This window comes from Streptomyces sp. NPDC028928 (assembly GCF_055564915.1).
Genome location: NZ_JBVHVI010000001.1, coordinates 1,371,845 through 1,393,718 on the forward strand (window position 1 = coordinate 1,371,845; position 21,874 = coordinate 1,393,718).

Genomic DNA, 21,874 nt, shown 5'->3' on the forward strand with positions numbered 1-21,874 from the left:
GCCCGATGCCCCACACACTGTCCACGGCGGCACGGCTCGCACGCCCACTAGGGTCGGCCGCATGACGCACAGCTTCGCGCTCCACATCCCCGACGCCGACCTCGAACCCGAGCCCCTGGACCCGGCGCAGATCGTCTCCGGGAACCCCGAGGTGACCGGGAAGGTGGTCTGGGAGTCGGCGGACGGCCGCCAGATCCGGGGGATCTGGCAGATCACCCCGGGCGTGGTCACCGACACGGAGGCGGACGAGCTGTTCGTGGTGATCAGCGGGTCGGCGACGATCGAGGTGGCGGACGGGCCGACGCTGACGGTGGGACCCGGCGACATGGCGGTGCTCCGCGCGGGCGACCGTACGACGTGGACCGTGCACGAGACGCTGCGCAAGGCCTACGCCATCACCCTGTGAGGCCGTCCCCGGGCGGTCCCGTCGTCCCCCGGATCTCCAGGGCCGGCACGGCCAGGTGCACCCGCCCCTCGCCCGTCGGCCCCTCGAAGCGGTCCAGCAGGCAGCGCGCGGCGCGTCGGCCCATCTCGTGCGGCGAGGTGTCGACGGTGGTCAGCCAGACGTGCCGCAGCCTGGCGATGCTGGTGTTGTCGTACCCGGTCACCGACAGGTCGTGGGGCACCCGCAGCCCCAGCTCCCCGGCCGCCGACAGCGCGCCCACCGCGGCCATGTCGTTGACGGCGAAGAGGGCCGTGGGCCGTTCGGGGCGGCTGAGCAGGCGTACGGTCCCGCGGTAACCGCCCTCCTCGGTCAGGTCGCCGGGCTCGACCAGCGGCTCGGCGCCGTGCGCCCGCATCGCTGCCTCGTAGCCCCGCCGGCGCAGTGCGCCGACGGCGCCGTGGCCCGCGAGGTGCGCGATCCGGCGGTGGCCGAGCCCCAGCAGGTGCTCGGTGGCGAGCCGGGCGCCCCGCTCGTCGTCGCCGGCGACGACGTCCACCGCCGGCGGCTGGGCCTCGCGCGCGCCCGCCACGACCACCGGCATCCGCCGCGCGAGCGCGCCGAGCGCGCCCGCGTCCGGGACAGTGCCGACGACCACCAGGCCGTCGACGCCGAGGTCCAGGAAGGGTTCGGCGAGGTCGTGGCCCATCCGGCGGTTCAGCCGCGCGTCGGCGAGGAGCATGTGCAGACCGGCCGCGTGCAGCGGGGAGTTGAGCCCGTCGAGCAACTCCACGAACCAGGGGTTGCGCAGGTCGTCCAGGAGGACGCCGACCGTGCGGGTGCGCTGCTCGCTGAGGCTGCGGGCCGCCGCGTTCGGCCGGTAGCCCAGCTCGCGCACGGCCCGCAGGACGGCCTCCCGCTTCTCGGGCCGCACCGGGCCCGAGCCGCGCAGCACCAGCGACACCAGCGACTTCGACACGCCGGCGCGTTCGGCCACATCACGGATGGTCGGCGGTCTCATGCGTGGACCGTTCCATGCGGCGTGCCGGGCTGTCAAAGGGTTGACACGCTGGTCATGTCCGAACAAAGGTGGCCTGGATCGCATGTGGACCGGTCCAAAAAGGGAGGCTGTCATGGCGGACGCGCTCGGTGTCGCCGTCATCGGGTTCGGCTGGATGGGCCGGGTACACACCCAGGCCTACGCCCGCCTCCCCCACCACTATCCGCGGCTCCCGCTGCGGCCCCGGCTGGTCACGGTCGCCGAGGAGGTGCCGGGGCGGGCGGAGGAGGCCGCCGAGCGGTTCGGGTTCGCCTCGGCGACCCGGGACTGGCGCGAGGTGGCCGCCGACCCGCGCGTCCAGGCCGTGAGCGTCACCGCTCCGAACTTCCTGCACCGGGAGATCGGCGTGGCGATGGCCGAGGCCGGCAAGCACCTGTGGATCGAGAAGCCGGTGGGCCTGACCGCCGGGGACGCCCGCGCGGTCGCCGACGCGGTCACCGAGGCCGGTGTCCAGGGCACGGTCGGCTTCAACTACCGCAACGCGCCCGCCGTGGAGGCCGCCCGCGAGCTGATCGCCTCCGGCGGGATCGGCACCGTCACGCACGTCCGCATCCGCCTCTTCAGCGACTACGCGGCCCACCCGGAGGGTGCCCTGACCTGGCGGTACGAGCGCGAGCGCGGCGGCAGCGGGGTGCTCGGCGACCTCGCCTCGCACGGCGCCGACCTGGCCCGTTTCCTGCTCGGCGACATCGCCTCGGTCACCGCCGACACGGCGGTCTTCGTCCCGGAGCGCGCCCGTCCGAGCGGTGCCACGGCCGGTCACGCCCTGGCCGCCGGCGGCGAGCGGGGCCCGGTCGAGAACGAGGACTACGTCAGCTGCCTGCTGCGCTTCGCCTCCGGCGCCCGTGGCGTCCTGGAGGCCTGCCGGGTCTCGGTCGGCGAACAGAACAACTACGGCTTCGAGGTGCACGGCACCAGGGGCGCGGTGTTCTGGGACTTCCGCCGGATGAACGAACTGAGGGTCAGCCGCGGTACGACGTACCAGGACCAGCCGGTGAGCACGGTGTACGTCGGCCCCGGCGCCGGCGAGTTCGCCGCGTTCCAGCCGGGCGCGGCCAACGCGATGGGCTACGACGACCTGAAGGTGATCGAGGCCTACCGTTTCGTCCGCTCCATCGCCGAGGGCACGCCGTACGGCGCCACCCTCGCGGACGCGGTGCGCAGCGCCACCGTGCTCGACGCGATGACGCAGTCGGCGGCGAGCGGCCGGTGGGTCAGCCTGTAGGCATGTTGTACGGCGTGACCACCTGGATCGCGGACGGCAGGACCGGCCCGGCCGGCGGCAGGGCACCGTGGAAGCGCATCACCTCGTGGCAGGCCTCGCGCAGATCGTGCCGCAGGTCGTGGTGGAGCACGGCGGACAGGCGGTGTTCGCGCAGCAGGCGGGTGTTGTCGTGGTCCAGGTCGTGCGCGATGAACACCGCGCAGTCGCGGCCGAGGTCGGCGAAGGCCCGCAGGGTCGCGTTGTTGCCGCCGCCGATGGAGTACACCGCGCGGATCTCCGGGTCCCGTTCCAGGGCGGCGCGGACCAGGTCGTACTGGGTGGCGTCCAGGCCCTGTCCCTCGGCGATCTCCACCAGCGCGCGCTGCGGGTGCCGGACCCGCATCACGCTGCGGAAGCCCATCTCGCGCTCCTCCTCGTTGCGGAAGAAGCCGCTGCTGAGGCTGGTGAGGACGTTGCCGGGCCGGTCGCCGAGCCACTGGCCCATCAGGTAGGCGGCGGTCGCGCCGGCCGCCCGGTTGTCGATGCCGACGTAGCCGACGCGTCCGCTCGCGGGCAGGTCGGTGACGAGGGTGACGACCGGGACGCCGGCGGCGGCGAGCCGGCCGACGGCCGCGGTGACCTCGGGGACGTCCGGCGCCTTGAGGATCACGCCCTGTGAGCCGCGCCGCGCGATCCGGTCCAGCGTGCCGACCAGATCCCGCACCGGGCCGGTCTCGCGGAAGTGGAAGCGGGAGCGGACGACGGCCGGGTGCAGTGCGGGCAGTTCGGCCTCCAGGGCGGCGCGTACGGCGGTGGTGAACCGCTCGGGCGCCTGCGCCACGATGTCGACCATGAAGGTACGGCCGACCAGCCGGACCTGGGTGCGCTGCCGGTCGAGGTCGGCGATGGCCCGGTGCACCTCGCGCGCGGTGTTCTCCCGCACCCCTCCCCTGCCGTTCAGCACGCGGTCCACGGTGGCCTCGCTGAGACCGGCCTGACGTGCGATCTCGCGAATGGGGAACGGATGGCCCATGGACCGGCTCCTCGGCTCTTTGAGGGGTTTTTGATGGCTGCCTGCTGGTTGTTCGAGGGGTTTGTACTGACAAGAATGACAGGGCCGCGCCGCGCCCGTCGCCGAAGGCCGGCTTCCGTGACCGAAAGAGGGACACCGATGTCCGTCTCCTCCCTGCCGGACCGCACCCGGCTGCCCGAGCAGGACTGCGACCTCGGCACCTTCCGCGCGCCCGTCGGCCGCGCGACGCACCTCGCGGACTACCCGCAGGCCGCCTCGGTGGCGGAGAACGTCCTGGTGTACGAGGGTGAGCGGCTGCGCGCCGCCGATGATCCGGACGTCCTGCGGGCCGAGCTGGTGCGGGCGCTCGCGCACGGCGCCGGGATCGTCGTCGTCCGGGGCGCCTTCCCGGACGCGGCCGTCGTCGACCGGGTCACGGCGGTCTTCGAGGCGCTGATCGCCGAGCAGCGGGCCGCCGGCGAGGTCCTGGCGCGGCTCGCCACGGCCTGGCTGGGCCCGGGCCACCAGGTCACCTCGCAGGTCAACGTGGTCAACCCGGGCGGTTCGCGGCAGACCGCGCACCGGGACCACCACCTGGGCTTCCTCAGCGACGCGGTGGCCGCCGCCTACCCCGCGCACGCGCACCGCTGGGACCGGATCCGGATCGGCCAGCCGGACGAAATCGCCGACTTCGTGGTCCTCCTGCCGTCCGAGCGGTCCGGGGTGGTCACGGGGTCGGTGATCGACTGGGAGCAGAACGTGCTCGGCGGCCTCGACCAGAACTGAAGCACCCACCCTAGGAGCAGTACCGCATGCGTATCGGAATCCTCGGCCTCGGCCGTATCGGCGCCTTCCACGCCGAGACCCTCTCCGGCCTCGACGCCGTCGAGTCGCTCGTCGTCGCCGACCCGTTCGCGGACGCGGCCAAGGCCGCCGCCGAGCGGTTCGGGGCCGAGGTCGCGGACTCGCCCGAGGCCCTGCTGGCGGCCGGCGTGGACGGTCTCGTCGTCGCGGCGGCCACCGACGCCCACCCCGCCCTGATCCTGGCCGGTGTCGAGGCCGGCGTGCCGGTCTTCTGCGAGAAGCCCGTCGCCAGGACGATGGGCGAGGGCGTCGAGGTCCTGAGGGCCGTCCAGGGCGGCGACGTGCCGATCCAGATCGGCTACAACCGGCGCTTCGACGCGGGCTTCGTCGCCGCGCGGGCCGCCGTCCAGGCCGGTGAGCTGGGCACGCTGCACACCGTGCGGTCCACGACGCTGGACCCGGCGCCGCCGCCGGCCGCGTACATCGCCGCGTCCGGTGGTATCTTCCGCGACTGCTCCGTACACGACTTCGACATCATCCGCTGGGTGACGGGCCGTGAGGTCACCGAGGTGTACGCGGTGGGCGGCAACCGGGGCGCCGACTACATCAGGGCGGCGGGCGACGCGGACACCACCGGCGCGATCCTGACCCTGGACGACGGCACGATCGCGGTGGTGTCCAACTCCCGGCACAACAAGCGCGGTTATGACGTACGCATGGAACTGCACGGCTTCGCCGACTCCATCGCCGTCGGCCTGGACGACAAGCTGCCGCTGCGCTCGGTCGAGCCCGGTGTGACCTTTCCGTCCGGCACCCCGCACGACTTCTTCATGGACCGCTTCACCGACGCCTACCGCGCCGAACTGACCGCGTTCACCGAGGTCGTGGCCGGCACCCGGCCCTCCCCGTGCACGATCGAGGACGCCCTGGAGGCCGGCTGGATCGCCGAGGCCTGCACGCTGTCCCTGCACGAGCACCGGCCGGTGACACTGGCGGAGGTGCGGCGGGGCTGAGCCGGGGCTTGGCCAGGGAGACGGCGCCGGGCACCCGCCCGGCGCCGTCGGCGTGCCGGTCAGCCGCAGTAGCGGATCAGCCACTCGTCCGGGTTGTAGGTGTCCCGCGCCGGGTCCGGCACCGTCGCCGGCTTCGTCTCCACCGTGTCCTGCGGGCGTATCCGCTCGGGCAGCGCGCCGAAGCGGTCGCGGCGCCGGGCCTCGGCGTCGGCCGGGTCCTGGGTGGTGCTGCGAGCGTCCGTACGGTGTGTCATCTCGTCCTCCCGTCTGCGCGGGCGTTCCCCGTTGTCAGTCAGAACGCCCGCGTGCCCCCGTTGGTTCCCGGCCGCCCGGTGACCGAATCCCTCGGGACAGCGCAGGAACCGGGGCGCGGTCACCACCGCGGCCCGGTTCCGTGGGACCAGCCGGCTCCTCAGGCCCCGCAGGACCGCAGGAAGCGCCGGGTGCGTACCGCGATCGGCAGCGGCTTGTCCGGCTCGCACGGGTACATGTCCTGCTCGACGATCGCGAACAGTTCGACGCCCAGCCGCTGCGCGGCCTCGAGCACCGGCCCGAGTTCCGGGACCCCGGAGGGCGGTTCGCACATCACCCCGCGCCGCACCGCCGGCCCGAACGGCACGCCGCCCGCGACGACTTCGGCGAGGATGTCGGGGTCGACCTGCTTGAGGTGCAGGTATCCGATGCGCTCGCCGTAGGTCTCGATCAGCTTGACGCTGTCCCCGCCGCAGTAGGCGTAGTGCCCGGTGTCCAGGCACAGGTTGACCAGCTCGGAGTCGGTCGAGTCCAGGAACCGTTCGACGTGTTCCTCGGTGTCGATGTGGGTGTCGGCGTGCGGGTGCACGACGATGTCCAGGCCGTAGGTCTCCCTCACCTCGTGGCCGAGCCGCTCCATGCCCTTGGTCAGGTGCGCCCACTGTCCGGCGGTCAGCTCGGGCGGCTCCAGGATCTCGGCGGTCTTGTCGTCCCGCCAGAAGGAGGGGATGACCACCAGGTGCTTCGCGCCCATCGCCTGGGTGAGCGCGGCGACCTGGCTGACGTGCGCCCAGGTCTCCTCCCAGACGGCGGGGCCGCGGTGCATGCCGGTGAAGACCGTGCCCGCCGAGACCTTCAGGTTCCGCTTGGCCACCTCGTCGGCGAGCCGGGCCGGGTCGGTGGGCAGGTAGCCGTACGGGCCGAGTTCGATCCAGTCGTAGCCGGCCTCGGCGACCTCGTCGAGGAAGCGTTCCCAGGGCACCTGCTGCGGGTCGTCGGGGAACCAGACGCCCCAGGAGTCGGGGGCGGAGCCGACCCGGATGCGGTCGAGGGCGTGGGGCATGGTCAGGAGGTCCCTTCGGGGGTGGTCGCCACGGGTGCGGTGAGGTCGCCCTCCTCGGGCAGCTCCTCGGTGTCGACGCCGCGCACCTGGGCCAGTTCGTGCTTGAGCGCGGCGAGTTCGGCGCCGCCGGCCATGTGGTTGGTCAGCTCTTCGAGGCCGATCTCGCTGCGTTCGGCGCTCAGTTCCAGGGTGCCGAGGCGCAGCACGCTGAAGTGGTCGCCGACCATGTAGGCGTGGTGGGGGTTGTGGGTGATGAAGATGACGCCGAGGCCGCGGTCGCGGGCGGCGGCGATGTACTTCAGGACCACGCCGGACTGCTTGACGCCGAGGGCGGCGGTCGGCTCGTCCAGGATGAGGACGCGGGCGCCGAAGTAGACGGCGCGGGCGATGGCCACGCACTGGCGCTGGCCGCCGGAGAGGGTGCCGATGGGCTGTTCCAGGTCGTCCAGGACGATGCCCATGTTGCGCAGTTCCTGGTCGGCGGTCTCCTTCATCCGGGCGATGTCCAGCCGGCGCAGGGGCCAGGGGCCCTTGGTCATCTCGGAGCCGAGGAAGAAGTTCCGCCACACCGGCATCAGCGGAACGGTGGCGAGGTCCTGGTAGACGGTGGCGATGCCGCGGTCGAGGGCCTCGCGCGGGGTGGAGAAGCGCACCGGAGTGCCGTCCACGAGGAACTCACCCTCGGTGTGCTGGTGCAGCCCCGAGATGATCTTGATGAGGGTGGACTTGCCGGCGCCGTTGTCGCCGAGCACGCAGGTGACCTGGCCGGCGTGGACCTTCAGGTCGACGCCGTGCAGGGCGCGGATGTTGCCGTAGGACTTGCCGGCGCCGCGCAGTTCGACCAGGGGGCCGTCGGCGGCGGGGGCGCTGTCCTGCAGGACGGCGCCATGGGTCTTCTTGTCAGTCATCGGTCACCTCCGGGTCGCCGTGCGCTGGACCCACAGATTGATCAGGACGGCGCCGAGCAGCATCACGCCGAGGAAGGCCTTGAACCAGTCGGGGTTCCAGCCGGCGTAGACGATGCCCTGCTGCACCATGCCGAACATGAACGCGCCGAAGACCGGGCCGATCGCGGAGCCGTAGCCGCCGGTGAGCAGACAGCCGCCGATGACGGCGGCGGCGATGTAGATCAGCTCCTGGCCGACGCCCTCGCCGGACTGCACGGTGTTGAACGAGAACAGGTTGTGCATGCCGACGAACCAGGCGCCGAAGCCGACCAGCATGAACAGGGAGATCTTGGTGAACCTCACCGGGACGCCGACCGCGCGGGCGCTGTCCTTGTTGCCGCCGACGGCGAAGATCCAGTTGCCGTACCTGGTGCGCAGCAGCACCCAGGTGGCGAGGACCGCGAAGACCAGCCACCAGATGACGGTGATCTTCACCTGGACGCCGCCGACCTCGAAGGTGGAGGCGAAGATCTTCCTGGCCTGGTCGAAGCCGTCCATGTCGCTGATGTCGTCGGTGGCGACGTTGCCGGTGACCAGCTTGGTCACGGCGAGGTTGGCACCCTGGAGGATCAGGAAGGTCCCCAGGGTGACCAGGAAGCTGGGCAGCCCGGTCTTCACCACCATCCAGCCGTTGAAGGCGCCGATCGCGAGGGACACGATCAGGGCAACGATCACACCGGTCCACACGTTCACGGTCAGCTGGTAGCTGAGCATGCTCGCGGTGAGCGCCGAGGAGATCACGGCGACGCCGGAGGACAGGTCGAACTCGCCGCCGATCATGAGCAGGGCCACCGGGAGGGCCATGATGCCGATGGTCGAGGACTGGTAGAGGATGTTCGCCATCGAGCTGCCGTCGCGCACCGGCGGAGCGGTGATCAGGAAGAAGACCAGGACGGCGACGGCGCCGAGGAAGACGCCCACCTCGGGCCGGGCCAGCAGCCTGAGGGCCAGCGGGCGCCGGGCGGTGCGGCCGTCGGTCTGCTTCGGGCCGGACGCCGGCGGCCTGCCCACCGCCGGCTCAGCCTGCTGGGTCATGCTCATCACCGGGTGCCCTTCGCGGCGAACTCGGCGACCTTGTCGACGTTGGACTTGTCGACGAAGGCCGGGCCGGTGAGCACCGGCTCCTCACCGCCGCCGCTGTAGTTGCCGTTGTTCTTGTAGAGCCACAGCGAGTCGATCGCCAGGTAGCCCTGCAGATAGGGCTGCTGGTCGACGGCGAACTCGACGGAACCCTTCTGCACCGCCTTGACCAGCTCTTTGTCGAGGTCGAACGTGGCGACCTTGGCCTTGCTGCCCGCGTCGCGCAGCGAGTCCACCGCGGTCAGGGCGAAGGGCGCGCCGAGCGTGACGACCGTGTCGATGTCCTTGTCCTGCGTCAGCTTGGCCGTGATGGTCGACTTCACGGACGGCTTGTCGGTGCCGTTCACATACAGGGTCTCAGTGGTGCCCTTGAACGTCTTCTTCACGCCGTCGCAGCGCTGGGTGAGGCCCACGTTGCCCTGCTCGTGGATCACACAGACGATCTTCTTGGCGCCGGTGGTGTTGAGCTTGTTGCCGAACGCCTCGCCCGCCACGCTCTCGTCCTGCCCGAAGAACTCCAGCAGGCCGAGCTTCTTCCAGTCGCTCAGTCCCGAGTTGAGGCCGACCACCGGGATGCCGGCCTGCTTCGCCTTGCCGAGCACGCCCTTCATGGCGTCGGGCTTGGCCAGGGTGACCGCGATCCCGTCGACGTTCTGGTCGATCGCGTTCTGCACCAGGTTGGCCTGGTTGCCCGCGTTCGGGTCGGAGGAGTAGATCAGTTTGATGTTGTCCTTGGCCGCGGCGGCCTCGGCGCCCTTGCGGACGGTGTCCCAGAAGGTGTCGCCGGGCGGCTGGTGGGTGACCAGCGCGACGGTCATGCGCGGGGTGTCGGCCTTGCCCGCGGAGGCGTTCGCCGCGCCCTCCTCGGCCTTCTTGCCGCCGGAACTGCTGGAACAGCCGGCCAGGGTGAGGGCTGCCGCAGCGGCCACGGCCACGAGGGGGGCCAGTCTGCGGGAACGGGGGCGAGAAGAGCGGTCCATCTTTCCTGCACCTCACTGTGCGTGCGACGGGGCAAGGGACGCTGGTTGCGTTGGGACGGGATACAAGCCTCTGTCGAGCCCGCTGTCAATACTTTGTTAAGACATCATTTCACGCGGTGGTCCGAATGTAAGTACAAACCATGGACACTCCCCTCGCGCGCGGCCTACACCTGAGGGGCATGAGCCCAGTACACCGCACCCCGCACCGAACGGCACCGGGTGATCGCGCACTCGCCCCCTGACCTTCACGCCGGACCGCGCGAGCCCGGTGCCGCTGTGCCACCAGCTCGCCCAGCAGCTGGAGGCGGCCATCGAACAGGGCGTCCCGACTCCCGGCAACCTCCTGGGCAACGAGATCGACCTGTCCGCGCGGCTCGGGCCGTCCCGGCCGACCGTCCGCCAGGCGAACCAGTCCCTGGCCGACAAGGGGCTGCTCGCGCGCCGCCGCGGATGGGCACGCGGGTCGTGCACAGCAAGGTCAAACGCGCGCTGGAACTCAGCAGCCTCTACGACGACGTGGAGGCGGCCGGACAGGGCCCGGCCACCAGGGTGCAGCGCAACGAGCGGATCCCGGCGCCCGCCGACGTGGCCGCCTCCCCGTGGGTGCCCAGATCACCGTGCCGAAGCGGCCGCGCCGCACCCACGGACAGCCGGTGGCGTTCCTGCGCGACCACCTGCCCGCGCCCCTCCTGGAACTCGGCACCGAGCGGCTGGAGTCGACGGGCCTGCACCGGATGCCGCGCTCCGCAGGGATCACGCTGCACCGCGCCCGGCAGTCCAGCGGCGCCCGGTCCGCCGGAGCCGAGGAGGCCGCCCTGCTGGACGAGCGGGAGGGCGCGGCCCCGCTCACCAGGGAGCGCACCACCTGCGACGACGCGGGCCTGACCAGAAGCCGGAATCGCCCGCAACGGCGCAGGTGACGGTGACGATTACGGTGACGATTACGTTTCGGGCAAGAGACCCGTCGTTGCGACCGGAGCTATTGACGCATGAGCGGACATGGGGCTGTTATTACGCCCACGATGTTCGGTCGAGTTGGTTTCTGATCGGTTTCGAAGACCTTTCGGTGATCAACTCATCCCCTTGGCCGAACCCTGTATTCCTCAGGAGCCGCCATGCGCCTCTCCCCCTCCGGTCTTTCCGTCCCCGGTCCCAGCCGCCGTTCCCTGCTCCGCGGAGCCGGCGGCACCGCCCTGCTCGCCGGGGCCGGCATACCCCTGCTGTCCGCCTGTGGAGGAAGCGGTTCCGGCTCTGACCCGAAGACCGTCACCCTCGGCTCCAACCAGTCCGACGCCGTGCCGAAGAAGGCCTACGGTGAGATCTACACGGCCTTCACCAAGCAGTCCGGCATCACGGTCGACGTGAACACCAAGGACCACAACACCTTCCAGGAGCAGATCAACTCGTATCTGCAGGGCACGCCGGACGACCTGTTCAACTGGTTCGCCGGTTACCGCATGCAGTTCTTCGCGTCCAAGGGCCTGGCCTCCCCGATCGACGACGTGTGGGAGAAGATCGGGGGCAACTTCCCCGAGGCGATGAAGAAGCTCAGCAAGGGCGCGGACGGCAAGTACTACTTCGTGCCGCTGACCACGTATCCCTGGGCGGTCTTCTACCGCAAGAGCGTCTTCCGGCAGCATGGCTACGAAGTCCCCGCCACCTGGGACCAGTTGGTCGCCCTGTGCAAGCAGATGAAGAAGGACGGCCTGGTCCCGATCGCCTTCGGCGACAAGGACGCCTGGCCGGCGATGGGCACCTTCGACCAGATCAACTTCCGCCTCAACGGCTACGACTTCCACGTCGAGCTGATGGCGGGCAAGGCGTCCTGGACCGACGCCAAGGTGAAGGGCGTCTTCGACCACTGGGCCGAGATCCTCCCCTACCACCAGGACGGCTTCATGGGCCGTACCTGGCAGGACGCCGCGCAGACGCTGGTGGCGAAGAAGGCCGGCATGTACCTCCTCGGCTCCTTCGTGGCCCAGCAGTTCACGAACAAGGCCGACCTGGACGACCTGGACTTCTTCCCCTTCCCGGAGATCAACTCCGCGTACGGCCAGGACACCGTCGAGGCGCCCACCGACGGCTTCATGGTCAGCAAGTCGCCGAAGAACCACGCCGGTGTGCTGAAGCTGCTCGAGTTCCTCGGCACCCCGCAGGCCGAGGAGATCTACCTGAAGAGCGACCCGAGCGTGGTGGCCGCCTCCGACAAGGCCTCCACCGCCGCGTACTCGCCGCTGCAGAAGAAGGCCTTCGAGATGATCGGCGGCGCCAAGAGCCTCACCCAGTTCATGGACCGCGACAGCCGCCCCGACTTCACCTCCACGGTGATGCAGCCCGGCCTGCAGAAGTTCCTCCAGAACCCCAAGGGCGTGGACAGCCTGCTGTCGTCCGTCGAACGCCAGAAGAAGACCATCTTCGCGTCCTCGTGAGCGGCCCGATGACCACCGACACGACGACGAAGACCCCGGAGCCGGCGGCCGTGCCGGCTCCGGGGGCCGCGCCCCGGAAGAAGCGGGTCACAGGGGGCCACCGGCGCCTGCTGACCCGCCGTGACCGGTTCACGCTCGCCGTGATGGCGGGCGTGCCCACGGTCCTGCACGTGATCCTCGTCTGGGTCACCGCCCTCGCCTCGATCTTCCTCGCCTTCACCACCTGGGACGGCATCGGGTTCGACTCGATCAAGTGGGTCGGCCTAGACAACTTCGAACAGCTCTTCACCGACAACCCGCAGTTCTGGCCGGCCGTCCAGCACAACGTCATCTGGTTCGTCGTACTGATCCTGATCCCGACGCCGTTCGGCCTGTTCCTCGCCGTCCAGCTGGACAAGCGGATCCGGTTCAGCCGCGTCTACCAGACCGCGTTCTTCCTGCCCGTCGTCATCTCGATGGCGTGCATCGGATTCGTCTGGCAGCTGGTCTACAACCCGGACACGGGCCTGATCAACAGCATCATCGGTGCCAACGAACCCGGCCACTACATCGACTGGATCGGCGACCCCGACCTCAACCTGTGGGCCGTCCTGATCGCCGCGTCCTGGCGGCACACCGGTTACATGATGATCCTTTACCTGGCCGGTCTGAAGAGCGTCGACCCGTCACTGCGCGAGGCCTCCGCCCTGGACGGGGCCAACGAGTGGCAGACGTTCAAGAACGTCATCTTCCCGACCCTGCGCCCGACCAACACGGTCGTCCTGGTCGTCACCATCATCGAGGCCCTGCGCGCCTTCGACCTGGTCTTCGTCTTCAACAAGGGCGCCCAGGGCACCGAGTTGCTGTCGATCCTGGTCACCAACAACATCATCGGCGAGTCCAGCCGCATCGGATACGGCTCCGCCATCGCCGTCGTCCTGCTGGTGATCTCCCTCGCCGTCATCATCCCGTACCTGATCGCCACCTTCCGGAAGGAGCGGCGCGCATGAGCACCGTGAGCGCGCTGGGGAAGCGGCGTGCCCCGATCCGGCCGGCCCGGATCCTGCTGCACGTCTTCCTCGCCGGCACCGCCCTGGCCTGGCTGGCGCCCCTGCTCTGGGCGGTCTTCTCGGCCCTGCGCCCGTACAGCGAGACCAGCGCCAAGGGCTACGTCTCCTGGCCGGACAAGCTCGGCTTCGACAACTTCACCAACGCGTTCCAGCAGTCGGACATGCTCCACTACTTCGGCAACACGCTGGTCATCGCGATCCCCGCGGTGCTGCTGACGCTGTTCCTGTCCTCCTGCGTCGCCTTCTACGTCAGCCGGTTCGACTTCCGCCTCAACCTCGCGCTGCTGCTGGTGTTCACGGCCGGCAACCTGCTCCCGCAGCAGGTCATCATCACCCCGCTGTACCGGCTGTACCTGCTCACCGACCTGCCGGGCATCACCGCGAGCGGCAAGCTGTACGACTCGGCGCTGGGCCTGGTGCTGATCCATGTGGCGTTCCAGTCCGGGTTCTGCGCGTTCGTGCTGAGCAACTACATGCGCTCGCTGCCGCACGAGCTGACCGAGGCCGCGCTGGTCGACGGCGCCTCGGTGTGGCGGCTGTACTGGCAGATCACGCTGCCGCTGTGCAAGCCGGCGATGGCCGCCCTGGCGACCCTGCTGTCCATCTGGATCTACAACGACTTCTTCTGGGCCCTCGTGCTGATCTCGACGGGCGAGAACATGCCGATCACCTCGGCGCTGAACAACCTCTCCGGCCAGTACTTCACCGACCCCAACCTGGTCGCCGCCGGATCCCTGCTGACCGCGATCCCGACCCTGGTGGTCTACTTCGCGCTCCAGCGCCAGTTCGTCAGCGGCCTGACCCTGGGCTCCAACAAGGGCTGAGGCGCCCGCACCGGAAAGAGATCACCGTGAAGCGCACCCTGTCCGTCCCCGGTCTCGCCTACGGCGGCGACTACAACCCCGAGCAGTGGCCCGAGGAGGTGTGGGCCGAGGACATGCGCCTGATGCGCGAGGCCGGGGTGAACCTGGTCAGCGTCGGCATCTTCTCCTGGGCGCTGCTGGAGCCGGCCGAGGGCGTGTACGACTTCTCGCGCATGGACAAGATCCTGGATCTGCTGCACGAGAACGGCATCGCCGCCGACCTGGCCACGCCCACGGCGGCACCGCCGGCCTGGTTCTTCCGCGCCCATCCCGAGGCGCTGCCGGTGGACCGGGACGGCCGTACCCTCTCCTACGGCAGCCGCCAGACCTTCTGCCCCTCCTCGCCCGCCTACCGTCGGGCCGCGCTGCGCATCGCGGGCGCGCTCGCCGAGCGGTACGCGGACCACCCGGCGGTCCGCATGTGGCACGTGCACAACGAGTACGGCTGCCACAACGCGGCCTGCTACTGCGACACCAGCGCGGCGGCCTTCCGGCGCTGGCTGCGGGAGCGGTACGGCGACGACCTGGCCGCCCTCAACGACGCCTGGGGGACGGCCTTCTGGTCCCAGTGGTACTACGACTGGGAGGAGATCCTCCCGCCGCGCGCCACCGGTGCCGTACCCAACCCGACGCACCAGCTGGACTGGCGGCGGTTCTGCTCCGACGAGCTGCTGTCGCTGTGCACGGCGGAACGGGACGTGCTGCGGGCGGCGGCGCCGGCGGTCCCCGCCACCACCAACTTCATGGTGATGGCGACCTTCGACGCCCTCGACTACCGGCGCTGGGCGCCGGAGCTGGACATCGTCTCCAACGACCACTACCTGATCTCCACCGACCCCGAGTCGCAGATCGACATAGCGCTGAGCGGCGATCTGACCCGTTCGCTGGCGGGCGGTCCGTGGCTGCTGATGGAACACTCCACCGGCGCGGTGAACTGGCAGCCGGTCAACCGGGCGAAGAAGCCGGGCGAGTTGCGGCGCAACGCGCTCGCGCACGTGGCGCGCGGCGCGGACGGCATCGCGTTCTTCCAGTGGCGGCAGTCGAAGGCGGGTGCCGAGCAGTGGCACTCGGCGATGGTGCCTCATGCCGGGACGGACAGCCGGATCTGGCAGGACGTGGTCCGCCTGGGCGCCGACCTGAAGGCACTGGCGGAGGTGCGCGGCAGCACCTCCCCGGCCGAGGTGGCGATCGTCTGGGACTACACCGCCCGCTGGGCGCTGGAGCTGCCCGCCCAGCCCAGCGGCGAGCTGCGCCACCTGGACCTGGTGCGGGCCTGGTACGAGCCGCTGTGGCGGGCCGGGGTGGCCGTGGACTTCGTGGCGCCGGACGCGGACCTGTCGGCGTACCGGCTGGTGCTCGCCCCGAACCTGTACCTGGTCGACGACGCGGGCGCGGCGAACCTGTCCGGGTACGCCGAGCGCGGCGGCACCCTCGCCGTCGGTTTCCACAGCGGGACCGTGGACGAGAACTGCCATGTGCGGCTGGGTGGTCACCCGGGAGCCTTCCGGGAGGTACTGGGCGTCCGCTCCGACGAACCGTTCCCCCTGCTGCCCGGCGAGTCGGTCGCGCTGACCGGTGCGGTCCCGGAAGGGGCGACGGGCACGCTGTGGTCGGAGCGGCTGCGACCGGCGGGCGCCGACACGGTCGTCTCGTACGCGGACGGCCCCTTGACCGGTGTCCCCGCGGTGACCCGCCGCCCGCACGGCACCGGCAGCGCCTGGTACCTGGCCACCCTGCCGGACCCGGCCACGCTGGCCGCGCTGCTGGACCGCATCCGTGCGGAGGCGGGCGTGGAGCCGGTACGCACGGCCCCACCCGGTGTGGAGGTGGTCCGCCGGCGCGGCCCCGAGGCGGACTACCTGTTCGTGATCGACCACACCGGCCAGGGAGCCGAACTTCCGGTGGCGCCTGGCTCGTTGGAACTGCTCACCGGCAAGGAGACCGCCCGCACGGTCGCCGTCGCGCCCGGGGACGTGGCCGTGGTCCGGGAGCCGCGCGGTCAGTGACCCGCGTCCAGCCGGGCCTTCGTACTGGTTCTCTCCTCGCTCGGCTGATAGCACGGGAGTGTTCAGCTCGAACTGCACGCGAAGTCACAGAACTTAGGCCGGCTCCCCGGAGGTTTCCTGTGTTGCGAGCGATACTCACGGCGGGCGCGGTCCTCGCCGCCCTGCTGGCCCCCGCCACCGCCCACGCCGAGGAGACCGGGCCGGGCATCCCGCCGCTCACCGACCGGCAGGGGCGGGTGCTCACCCTGCACGGCTGGAACATCGAGGACAAGACGCACCGAGGCGAGGCGGCCCTGACCGCCATCACCGAACGCCACCTGCGCGACATGCGGGCCCAGGGCTTCGACTTCGCCCGGCTGCTGGTCTTCTGGGACGACCTGGAGCCGACCCCCGGGCACTACAGCCGCGGTTACCTCCGGAAGATCGAGCGCGTCCTGGACTGGGCCCACCGCCATGACGTGAAGGTCGTCATCGACGCCCACCAGGACGTGTTCGGCCCCGCCTTCGGCCACCGCGGCATACCCGAGTGGGCGACCAGGACCGACGGACTGCCCTTCACCCCGCACCCGGACGACTGGTTCGCCGAGTACTTCGAGCCCGCCGTGCAGCGCGCCTTCACCCACCTCTACCGGGACGCGGACCTCCGGCGCGCCCAGGCCGCGATGTGGCGCACGCTGGCCGCCCGCTTCGCCCACCATCCGGCCGTGCTCGGCTACGACCTGATCAACGAGCCGATGGGTGAACAGAAACCGGGAGAGGACCTGGCGACGGCCGCGCGCCGCATCGAACGCGACCAGCTCACCCCGATGTACAACCGCCTTGCGGGCGCCGTCCGTCCGGCCGACCGGGACGCCTGGCTGTTCGTCGAGCCGACCCCGATCGTGGGTGAGGGCGTGCCCACGGGTCTGGGCCGCATCGAGGATCCCCGGGTCGTGTACGCGCCGCACTTCTACAACACCGCCATGGAGGCGGGCGCCGACTACGATCCCGGAGCCGGCTGGATCGAGGCCTACGAGCGGGCCGTCACCGAGTACCCGAAGCGGTACGGGGTCCCGGTGGTGGTCGGCGAATGGGGTCCGCTGAACAACGCCCTGCCCCACATGAACCGCTTCTACCGTGACGCGATGGCCTCCCTGAGCCGCTACGCCTCCGGCTGGGCGGGCTACGTCTGGTGCTACGGCGGCGGGTACTGCGCGGTGGACGACACGGGCGCCTTCCGCACCAACAAGGAGCTGACCGCCGAGCCGTACGCGGAGACCGTGGCGGGCACGGTCCGCTCCGCCGGGTACGACTCCGGGACCGGCGTGTACCGGCTGTCCTACCGCACGACCCCCGCCGGGCCCCGGGTGACCGCCCTGTCCCTCCCGCCCGGCACTTGGCGGATCACGGCCGACGGCGACGCACGCGTCCTGCGCGGGCCGGCGGGCCGGGCCCGGGTGCTGGCCGCCCCGGACAGCGAGGTCACCGTCACCGTGGAGCGGGACTGACCACGCAGCCTGCCGAGGGAACCCAGCGCCCGTCCGGAGGCACGGGGATGGCGAGCGGACCGATCACCACCGAGGATGAGTACGCATCCCTGGTGGCAGATCTGCCGGTCCGCCGCGGGCCGCGAAGGAGGCACCCCGTGGAAAGCGTTGAGTCGCGCCGGTTCGGACCCGTTGTGCTCTTACCGGCGGTGGTGGTGTGAGGATTCACCCCAATGCAGCCAACAGCTCGCGCTTGCGGGCGCAGCGCACGCTGGCGAAAGCGGAGTGCCGGCCCTCGCGGGTGTCCCTGGCACTGATCATCCTGGTCCTCCTGGCTACGGCCGGCCTGTTGGGCTGGTTCGGCTACGAGGACTTCATGGGCGCGCTGACGTTCGACGGCCGCATCACCGGTGCCGTACTCATCGTGGTGGCCTTCACCGCGCTGCTGGGCGCCTTCGCGGCCGCGGACCACTGGCTGTGGCACAAGTACGAGCACTCCGGCGTGGTCACGCTGATCGGCGCGTTCGCTGCCGCGCTGACCAACCTCCTCGTCATGGCCGAGATCCTCAAGGACGGCGATTACTGGTACTTCAAGGCGCTGTTCATCCTCCTCACGGTGGGCTCGGCCTGGGCCGTCTTCGCGGTGTGCCGCACATCGGTCGCGATCCCCGCTCCCAAGCGGGTGGCCGCCACGCTGGTCGTCACCACGGTCATCGCGGTGGCGAACTTCGGCTACCAGAACCTCTACCAGCCGTCCCAGCACGAAACCACGCCTGTCATCGAACTGAACGTGGGAAAACCCATGAAGAATGCGAACCGCACGACGTTCTCCGTGCCGGTGGACATCAAGATCGATAACCCCGGGGATGCGGCTTTCTACGTTCTGGGCACTGAATTCCACGCCATGGGGGAGCACGTACCGCTGAGCCCGGAGGACCGGCCCCCTCAGAAGTGGCGAGCCGACGCGAAGGCATGGGCGAAGTACCGGGCGTCCAATCCAGTCTCCCGCTGGGAGATCCACCAGCCCGGACTGTTGGTGTCGGCTCAGCCATGGATGCCCTTCGGACGGTGGTTCTACGCCAAGGACACGTTCTCGGCGCGAGTCGTCGTACAACTCCCCCTCGACACCCCGTACGACCAGCTGACTTTCTACGCCAGTGCGCACCTCACACGCAAGGACCTCTCTTCTCTGCGGCAACTCGACCGGAAGGGGTATTCCTGGGAAGACGCCCACGTGCCCGGATGGGTGAAAAAGGACGACTTCGACGCCATCGTCTACGCGGGTCGGATCAGGGAGAACAACTCGATCGACGCGAGAACGAGGAAGCCTCGGACCATCACCGTTTACTGGCGGTTCGGTCAGCATGGCGTCATCATCAGCGAATCGATCAAAGCGGCGGAGGACAAGGACGAGCCCCAGGAAGTGGTGGAGAACCGCTACGGCGTGCGCTCGGTCGAGACGGGCCCGGTCCAGAGAACTCTGTGGGACATCAAGGACCAACGATGACCGGCACGGCCGCGCCGGGCGCTGATGGACGCTCGTCCAGCAGCCGCTCGAGCCACACCACCAGAGCGAGCGAGCCGTTCATACGGTCCCAGGAGGCGGAGTCGCCCAGGCCCAGCCGGGCCTCCCGCACCGCCTGGCAGAGCGTGTCGATGTCGAACATCTCCGCGATGAGCGGGTGCCGTGCCGAGCGGCAGAGGTCGATGAGTTGGTCGCCGTACGCCCGCAGGCCACGGACGTAGGGCTCGTTGAAGGGGATCTTGTCCGTTCGGTCGCGGATCCGGGGCGGGAGCAGATCCGCCATGGCCTCACGCAGCACCGCCTTCGGAGGGCCCGGACGGAAGGTGGCGTCGGCGGGGAGGCGGCGCATCACGGCGATGACCTCCGGGTCGAGGAAGGGGTGCGAGAGGAAGAACCCGTTCTGCCGTGCGCAGCGCCAGGACAGCGGGTCGGGTGCGGCGAGGTAGTTCGCCGCGTCGTAGAGCGACTGTTCCGGCTCGCGCCCGAACAGGAAGCGGCTCTCGTCGACGGCCTCCGCGTGGTAGCCGTGATCCCGCGCGAATGCGCGTCGGAGCCAGGGCGGGCGGGTGAAGTGGCCGAGGCCCCCGAGGACCGTGCCACGGTGGACGAGCCTGGTGATCCGTTCGGCCGTCAACGGAAACGCCGGGCCCACCACGTGGGTGCGGACGACGTCCCGCACCCCCCGTTCGCTCGCCACTGCCCACGCCCGCGACTGCCGCGTCATCTGCCGGAGTCGCCCGGAGCGGGCCAGCCGGTGCAGATGGAACAGGTTGGCGTCCACGATCGGATCGGCGCCGCATCCGGTCAGGAGGGTGTCACAGCCCAGCTCCGCCGCGGCGGCGTGCAGCCTGCTCCAGAACGGGGCACGGAAGGCGTGGGCGTGAGGCTCGTCCGAGTCCCCTGCGTGGTACAGGAAGTCATCGAAGTCGGCCACGTCGTCGGCGTCGACGATCACCGGGCGGGCGTCGGGTGCCAGTCCGCGGACCGCCTCCACCGCCTCCTCCAGGTACGGCCGCTCCCCGGCCAGCTCTCCCCCGCCGAAGCGCCCGGTGAGCAGGACCAGGTCCCCGGTGGCGCCTCGTCCCGCGGCCAGGAGACGCGCCGTGAGCAACGCGACGCTGGTGGAGTCGGTGCCGCCGGAGACATGGCAGGCGACCGTCCGGCCGAGGCGGCGCCCGACGGCGTGCTCCAGCGCGCGGCGCAACTCCTGCCCCGGACCGGATCCGTCCGCCATCCGCTGAACGTCGGTGCACGCGGCGGTATGGCTCAGCCGCCGGCCGCGCCTCCGCCCGGTGCCGGACAGCTCGACCACCTCGCCGCCGAGGATCCGGTGCACCCCGGTGAACGGGCTCAGCTCCGTGTGCGGTTGCGCCATGTTCCCGGTCAGGTACCGGCAGAAGTAGCGGCGTTCCAGCTCCGTGGCGCTGCCCAGGCCGCGGGCCGAGGTGCTGACCGCGCTCACCCGGCCGCCGGACTGCCTGAAGAACAACGGGATACGTGCCTGCTCGTCCCGCATCAGCAGGACGCGGTCCTGGTACACCAGGACCGCGGCGTAGTCACCGGGCGGCAGTGGCGGTTCGGACCCCGGCCGGGCGAAGGCGCCGAGGAGAGCACGTGCGCCCGCCACGCGGTCGTGGACCGAGCCGGTCCAGCCGACGACCGCCGCGGTGCCGGCCGGCGAGGACACCGTCGTCACGAGTCCCTGCCGGACCATGGCCTCGGCCGTCCGGAGCACGGGGGCGCCCCCGGCGAACTCGACTCGGAGCGCTTCCACGTCGACGCCCTCAGCAGCCGATCGAGAGGACCGGTGTGAAGGCGTGCCCTCGCGGATCGGCGTCCGGGATGCACAGGCCGGCCGCGGACGTCCAGGCGTGCAGGGCGAACGGGTGCTCGCGCACACCGACATGGAGGACGGCCTCGAAACCGCGCCGCCGCAACAGGACGAAGGCCGTGACGGCCTCGGCCTTGCAGTCGCCGTTGACGAGCCAGCTTCTCCGGCTGTGCGTGTGAACCGCCCGCTTCAACCGTGCCACGTCCGCCGCACAAGGGGTGTCCGTCCGGCCGTACGCGGGGGCCGCCAAGGGCATGAGCCGAAGGACCCGCCCGAACCCGAGCGTGCGGATCGTCAGGTGCGCGCTGCGCAGCCAGAGTCCGACCTCGGCGTCCGTGTCCGCCTGCCGGCGGGGCGTCGCGCATCCGGCTCGGACGAGACCGGCGACGAGTTCCGCACGTTCCTCGGACCTTTCGTCGCTCTCGTGGCTTCCGGCGGCGAACTTCTCGACGTCCGCCGCCGTCATTCCGAGAAATCGCGTCCGCTTCCAGTCGGCGATGAGCGCCCCCGCGGACAGCCTGGTGACGCGGCAGTGCGGTTTGAGGATCCGTGTCATGGCCACCAGGGCTTCGGGGTCCTGTGTCACCGCACAACCTCCCACGCCCCGGTGCACGGACTCAGGCCTGGTACCCGTGACCGTCGTAGTCGCCGCCGCTGTAACCCCGGATCAGACGGCCACCGCCGAGAAGAACAAGGCCACGCGGCATACGCAGCCGCAGCAATCGGATGAACATCGCCTACCTCCAGAACCGGGTGGCGTCGATCAAATCCAGGCTACTCCGCCCCGCACACCTCGCAACTTCCCTGTCGCACGGCCGCTGCGGGGTACGCGCAGGGGGGGGGGGGGGGGGGGGGGGGGGGGGGGGGGGGGGGGGGGGGGGGGGGGGGGGGGGGGGGGCGGCGGGGTA

19 protein-coding genes and 1 pseudogene are annotated in these 21,874 nt (G+C 70.6%); 11 read left to right on the forward strand and 9 right to left on the reverse strand.

Going from position 1 to position 21,874, the window contains the following annotated elements:
- The first annotated feature begins 61 nt into the window (after nucleotides 1-61).
- The gene (locus ACZ4U1_RS05740; RefSeq protein ID WP_467899955.1) at nucleotides 62-406 is read left to right on the forward strand and encodes a cupin domain-containing protein; all 345 of its coding nucleotides are present in this window, start codon (nucleotides 62-64) and stop codon (nucleotides 404-406) included.
- Here the strand turns inward: ACZ4U1_RS05740 and ACZ4U1_RS05745 are convergent.
- Complete coding sequence (locus tag ACZ4U1_RS05745; protein ID WP_467899958.1) at nucleotides 396-1,403, reverse strand: LacI family DNA-binding transcriptional regulator; 1,008 nt, start codon at nucleotides 1,401-1,403, stop codon at nucleotides 396-398. The genes ACZ4U1_RS05740 and ACZ4U1_RS05745 overlap by 11 nt on opposite strands.
- Nucleotides 1,404-1,515: 112 nt before the next feature.
- On the opposite strand from ACZ4U1_RS05745, the gene ACZ4U1_RS05750 reads away from it, so the two are divergent.
- Complete coding sequence (locus ACZ4U1_RS05750) at nucleotides 1,516-2,667, forward strand: Gfo/Idh/MocA family protein (RefSeq protein WP_467899960.1); 1,152 nt, start codon at nucleotides 1,516-1,518, stop codon at nucleotides 2,665-2,667.
- Here ACZ4U1_RS05750 and ACZ4U1_RS05755 read toward each other — a convergent pair.
- On the reverse strand, nucleotides 2,657-3,679 hold the full coding sequence (locus ACZ4U1_RS05755; protein ID WP_467899963.1) for a LacI family DNA-binding transcriptional regulator: 1,023 nt from the start codon (nucleotides 3,677-3,679) through the stop codon (nucleotides 2,657-2,659). The two genes, ACZ4U1_RS05750 and ACZ4U1_RS05755, sit on opposite strands and share 11 nt — an antisense overlap.
- A gap of 138 nt (nucleotides 3,680-3,817) precedes the next feature.
- Here ACZ4U1_RS05755 and ACZ4U1_RS05760 point away from each other — a divergent pair, with 138 nt between their 5' ends.
- A complete protein-coding gene (locus ACZ4U1_RS05760) occupies nucleotides 3,818-4,444 on the forward strand; it encodes a hypothetical protein (protein ID WP_467899965.1) in 627 nt (208 codons plus the stop codon).
- A gap of 26 nt (nucleotides 4,445-4,470) precedes the next feature.
- Nucleotides 4,471-5,475: a Gfo/Idh/MocA family protein gene (locus ACZ4U1_RS05765; protein WP_467899967.1), complete on the forward strand. Its 1,005-nt coding sequence runs from the start codon at nucleotides 4,471-4,473 to the stop codon at nucleotides 5,473-5,475.
- Nucleotides 5,476-5,534: 59 nt separating this feature from the next.
- Here the strand turns inward: ACZ4U1_RS05765 and ACZ4U1_RS05770 are convergent, their stop codons facing one another.
- From ACZ4U1_RS05770 to ACZ4U1_RS05790, 5 genes are all read right to left on the reverse strand, one after another.
- A complete protein-coding gene (locus ACZ4U1_RS05770) occupies nucleotides 5,535-5,729 on the reverse strand; it encodes a hypothetical protein (RefSeq protein ID WP_467899969.1) in 195 nt (64 codons plus the stop codon).
- A 158-nt stretch (nucleotides 5,730-5,887) separates the two neighbouring features.
- A complete protein-coding gene (locus ACZ4U1_RS05775; RefSeq protein WP_467899971.1) occupies nucleotides 5,888-6,790 on the reverse strand; it encodes a sugar phosphate isomerase/epimerase family protein in 903 nt (300 codons plus the stop codon).
- 2 nt (nucleotides 6,791-6,792) lie between these two features.
- Nucleotides 6,793-7,698 (reverse strand): ATP-binding cassette domain-containing protein, encoded by a 906-nt coding sequence (locus ACZ4U1_RS05780; protein ID WP_467899973.1) that lies wholly within the window; start codon nucleotides 7,696-7,698, stop codon nucleotides 6,793-6,795.
- Between the two features lie 3 nt (nucleotides 7,699-7,701).
- Complete coding sequence (locus tag ACZ4U1_RS05785) at nucleotides 7,702-8,778, reverse strand: ABC transporter permease (RefSeq protein ID WP_467899975.1); 1,077 nt, start codon at nucleotides 8,776-8,778, stop codon at nucleotides 7,702-7,704.
- Nucleotides 8,778-9,797 carry a sugar ABC transporter substrate-binding protein gene (locus ACZ4U1_RS05790; protein WP_467899977.1) on the reverse strand — a complete coding sequence of 340 codons (1,020 nt, stop codon included), beginning with the start codon at nucleotides 9,795-9,797 and terminating at the stop codon, nucleotides 8,778-8,780. Before ACZ4U1_RS05790 ends, ACZ4U1_RS05785 begins: the two co-directional genes overlap by 1 nt.
- 238 nt (nucleotides 9,798-10,035) lie before the next feature.
- On the opposite strand from ACZ4U1_RS05790, the pseudogene ACZ4U1_RS05795 reads away from it, so the two are divergent.
- The 7 genes and pseudogenes from ACZ4U1_RS05795 to ACZ4U1_RS05825 all read left to right on the forward strand — a co-directional run.
- Nucleotides 10,036-10,678, forward strand: a pseudogene (locus ACZ4U1_RS05795) (GntR family transcriptional regulator); the annotation flags it as partial.
- A 234-nt stretch (nucleotides 10,679-10,912) separates the two neighbouring features.
- The gene (locus tag ACZ4U1_RS05800) at nucleotides 10,913-12,226 is read left to right on the forward strand and encodes an ABC transporter substrate-binding protein (RefSeq protein WP_467899979.1); all 1,314 of its coding nucleotides are present in this window, start codon (nucleotides 10,913-10,915) and stop codon (nucleotides 12,224-12,226) included.
- A gap of 8 nt (nucleotides 12,227-12,234) precedes the next feature.
- The gene (locus ACZ4U1_RS05805; RefSeq protein WP_467899981.1) at nucleotides 12,235-13,215 is read left to right on the forward strand and encodes a carbohydrate ABC transporter permease; all 981 of its coding nucleotides are present in this window, start codon (nucleotides 12,235-12,237) and stop codon (nucleotides 13,213-13,215) included.
- The gene (locus ACZ4U1_RS05810; protein WP_467899983.1) at nucleotides 13,212-14,099 is read left to right on the forward strand and encodes a carbohydrate ABC transporter permease; all 888 of its coding nucleotides are present in this window, start codon (nucleotides 13,212-13,214) and stop codon (nucleotides 14,097-14,099) included. The genes ACZ4U1_RS05805 and ACZ4U1_RS05810 overlap by 4 nt, the downstream gene beginning before the upstream one ends.
- A gap of 26 nt (nucleotides 14,100-14,125) precedes the next feature.
- Nucleotides 14,126-16,144 (forward strand): beta-galactosidase, encoded by a 2,019-nt coding sequence (locus ACZ4U1_RS05815; protein ID WP_467899985.1) that lies wholly within the window; start codon nucleotides 14,126-14,128, stop codon nucleotides 16,142-16,144.
- A gap of 119 nt (nucleotides 16,145-16,263) precedes the next feature.
- Nucleotides 16,264-17,631 (forward strand): cellulase family glycosylhydrolase, encoded by a 1,368-nt coding sequence (locus ACZ4U1_RS05820; RefSeq protein WP_467899987.1) that lies wholly within the window; start codon nucleotides 16,264-16,266, stop codon nucleotides 17,629-17,631.
- A gap of 196 nt (nucleotides 17,632-17,827) precedes the next feature.
- Nucleotides 17,828-19,117, forward strand: coding sequence for a hypothetical protein (locus tag ACZ4U1_RS05825; RefSeq protein ID WP_467899989.1), 1,290 nt, complete (start codon nucleotides 17,828-17,830; stop codon nucleotides 19,115-19,117).
- On the opposite strand, the gene ACZ4U1_RS05830 is transcribed toward ACZ4U1_RS05825, so the two are convergent.
- Nucleotides 19,101-20,909 (reverse strand): asparagine synthase-related protein, encoded by a 1,809-nt coding sequence (locus ACZ4U1_RS05830; RefSeq protein WP_467899991.1) that lies wholly within the window; start codon nucleotides 20,907-20,909, stop codon nucleotides 19,101-19,103. The two genes, ACZ4U1_RS05825 and ACZ4U1_RS05830, sit on opposite strands and share 17 nt — an antisense overlap.
- A gap of 10 nt (nucleotides 20,910-20,919) precedes the next feature.
- On the reverse strand, nucleotides 20,920-21,552 hold the full coding sequence (locus ACZ4U1_RS05835; protein WP_467899994.1) for a lasso peptide biosynthesis B2 protein: 633 nt from the start codon (nucleotides 21,550-21,552) through the stop codon (nucleotides 20,920-20,922).
- Nucleotides 21,553-21,874 lie beyond the last annotated feature (322 nt).

Coding starts and splice junctions, on each gene's coding strand:
- ACZ4U1_RS05740 (WP_467899955.1), top strand. CDS start 62: ATGACGCACAGCTTCGCGCTCCACATCCCCGACGCCGACCTCGAACCC.
- ACZ4U1_RS05745 (WP_467899958.1), bottom strand. CDS start 1,403: ATGAGACCGCCGACCATCCGTGATGTGGCCGAACGCGCCGGCGTGTCG.
- ACZ4U1_RS05750 (WP_467899960.1), top strand. CDS start 1,516: ATGGCGGACGCGCTCGGTGTCGCCGTCATCGGGTTCGGCTGGATGGGC.
- ACZ4U1_RS05755 (WP_467899963.1), bottom strand. CDS start 3,679: ATGGGCCATCCGTTCCCCATTCGCGAGATCGCACGTCAGGCCGGTCTC.
- ACZ4U1_RS05760 (WP_467899965.1), top strand. CDS start 3,818: ATGTCCGTCTCCTCCCTGCCGGACCGCACCCGGCTGCCCGAGCAGGAC.
- ACZ4U1_RS05765 (WP_467899967.1), top strand. CDS start 4,471: ATGCGTATCGGAATCCTCGGCCTCGGCCGTATCGGCGCCTTCCACGCC.
- ACZ4U1_RS05770 (WP_467899969.1), bottom strand. CDS start 5,729: ATGACACACCGTACGGACGCTCGCAGCACCACCCAGGACCCGGCCGAC.
- ACZ4U1_RS05775 (WP_467899971.1), bottom strand. CDS start 6,790: ATGCCCCACGCCCTCGACCGCATCCGGGTCGGCTCCGCCCCCGACTCC.
- ACZ4U1_RS05780 (WP_467899973.1), bottom strand. CDS start 7,698: ATGACTGACAAGAAGACCCATGGCGCCGTCCTGCAGGACAGCGCCCCC.
- ACZ4U1_RS05785 (WP_467899975.1), bottom strand. CDS start 8,778: ATGAGCATGACCCAGCAGGCTGAGCCGGCGGTGGGCAGGCCGCCGGCG.
- ACZ4U1_RS05790 (WP_467899977.1), bottom strand. CDS start 9,797: ATGGACCGCTCTTCTCGCCCCCGTTCCCGCAGACTGGCCCCCCTCGTG.
- ACZ4U1_RS05800 (WP_467899979.1), top strand. CDS start 10,913: ATGCGCCTCTCCCCCTCCGGTCTTTCCGTCCCCGGTCCCAGCCGCCGT.
- ACZ4U1_RS05805 (WP_467899981.1), top strand. CDS start 12,235: ATGACCACCGACACGACGACGAAGACCCCGGAGCCGGCGGCCGTGCCG.
- ACZ4U1_RS05810 (WP_467899983.1), top strand. CDS start 13,212: ATGAGCACCGTGAGCGCGCTGGGGAAGCGGCGTGCCCCGATCCGGCCG.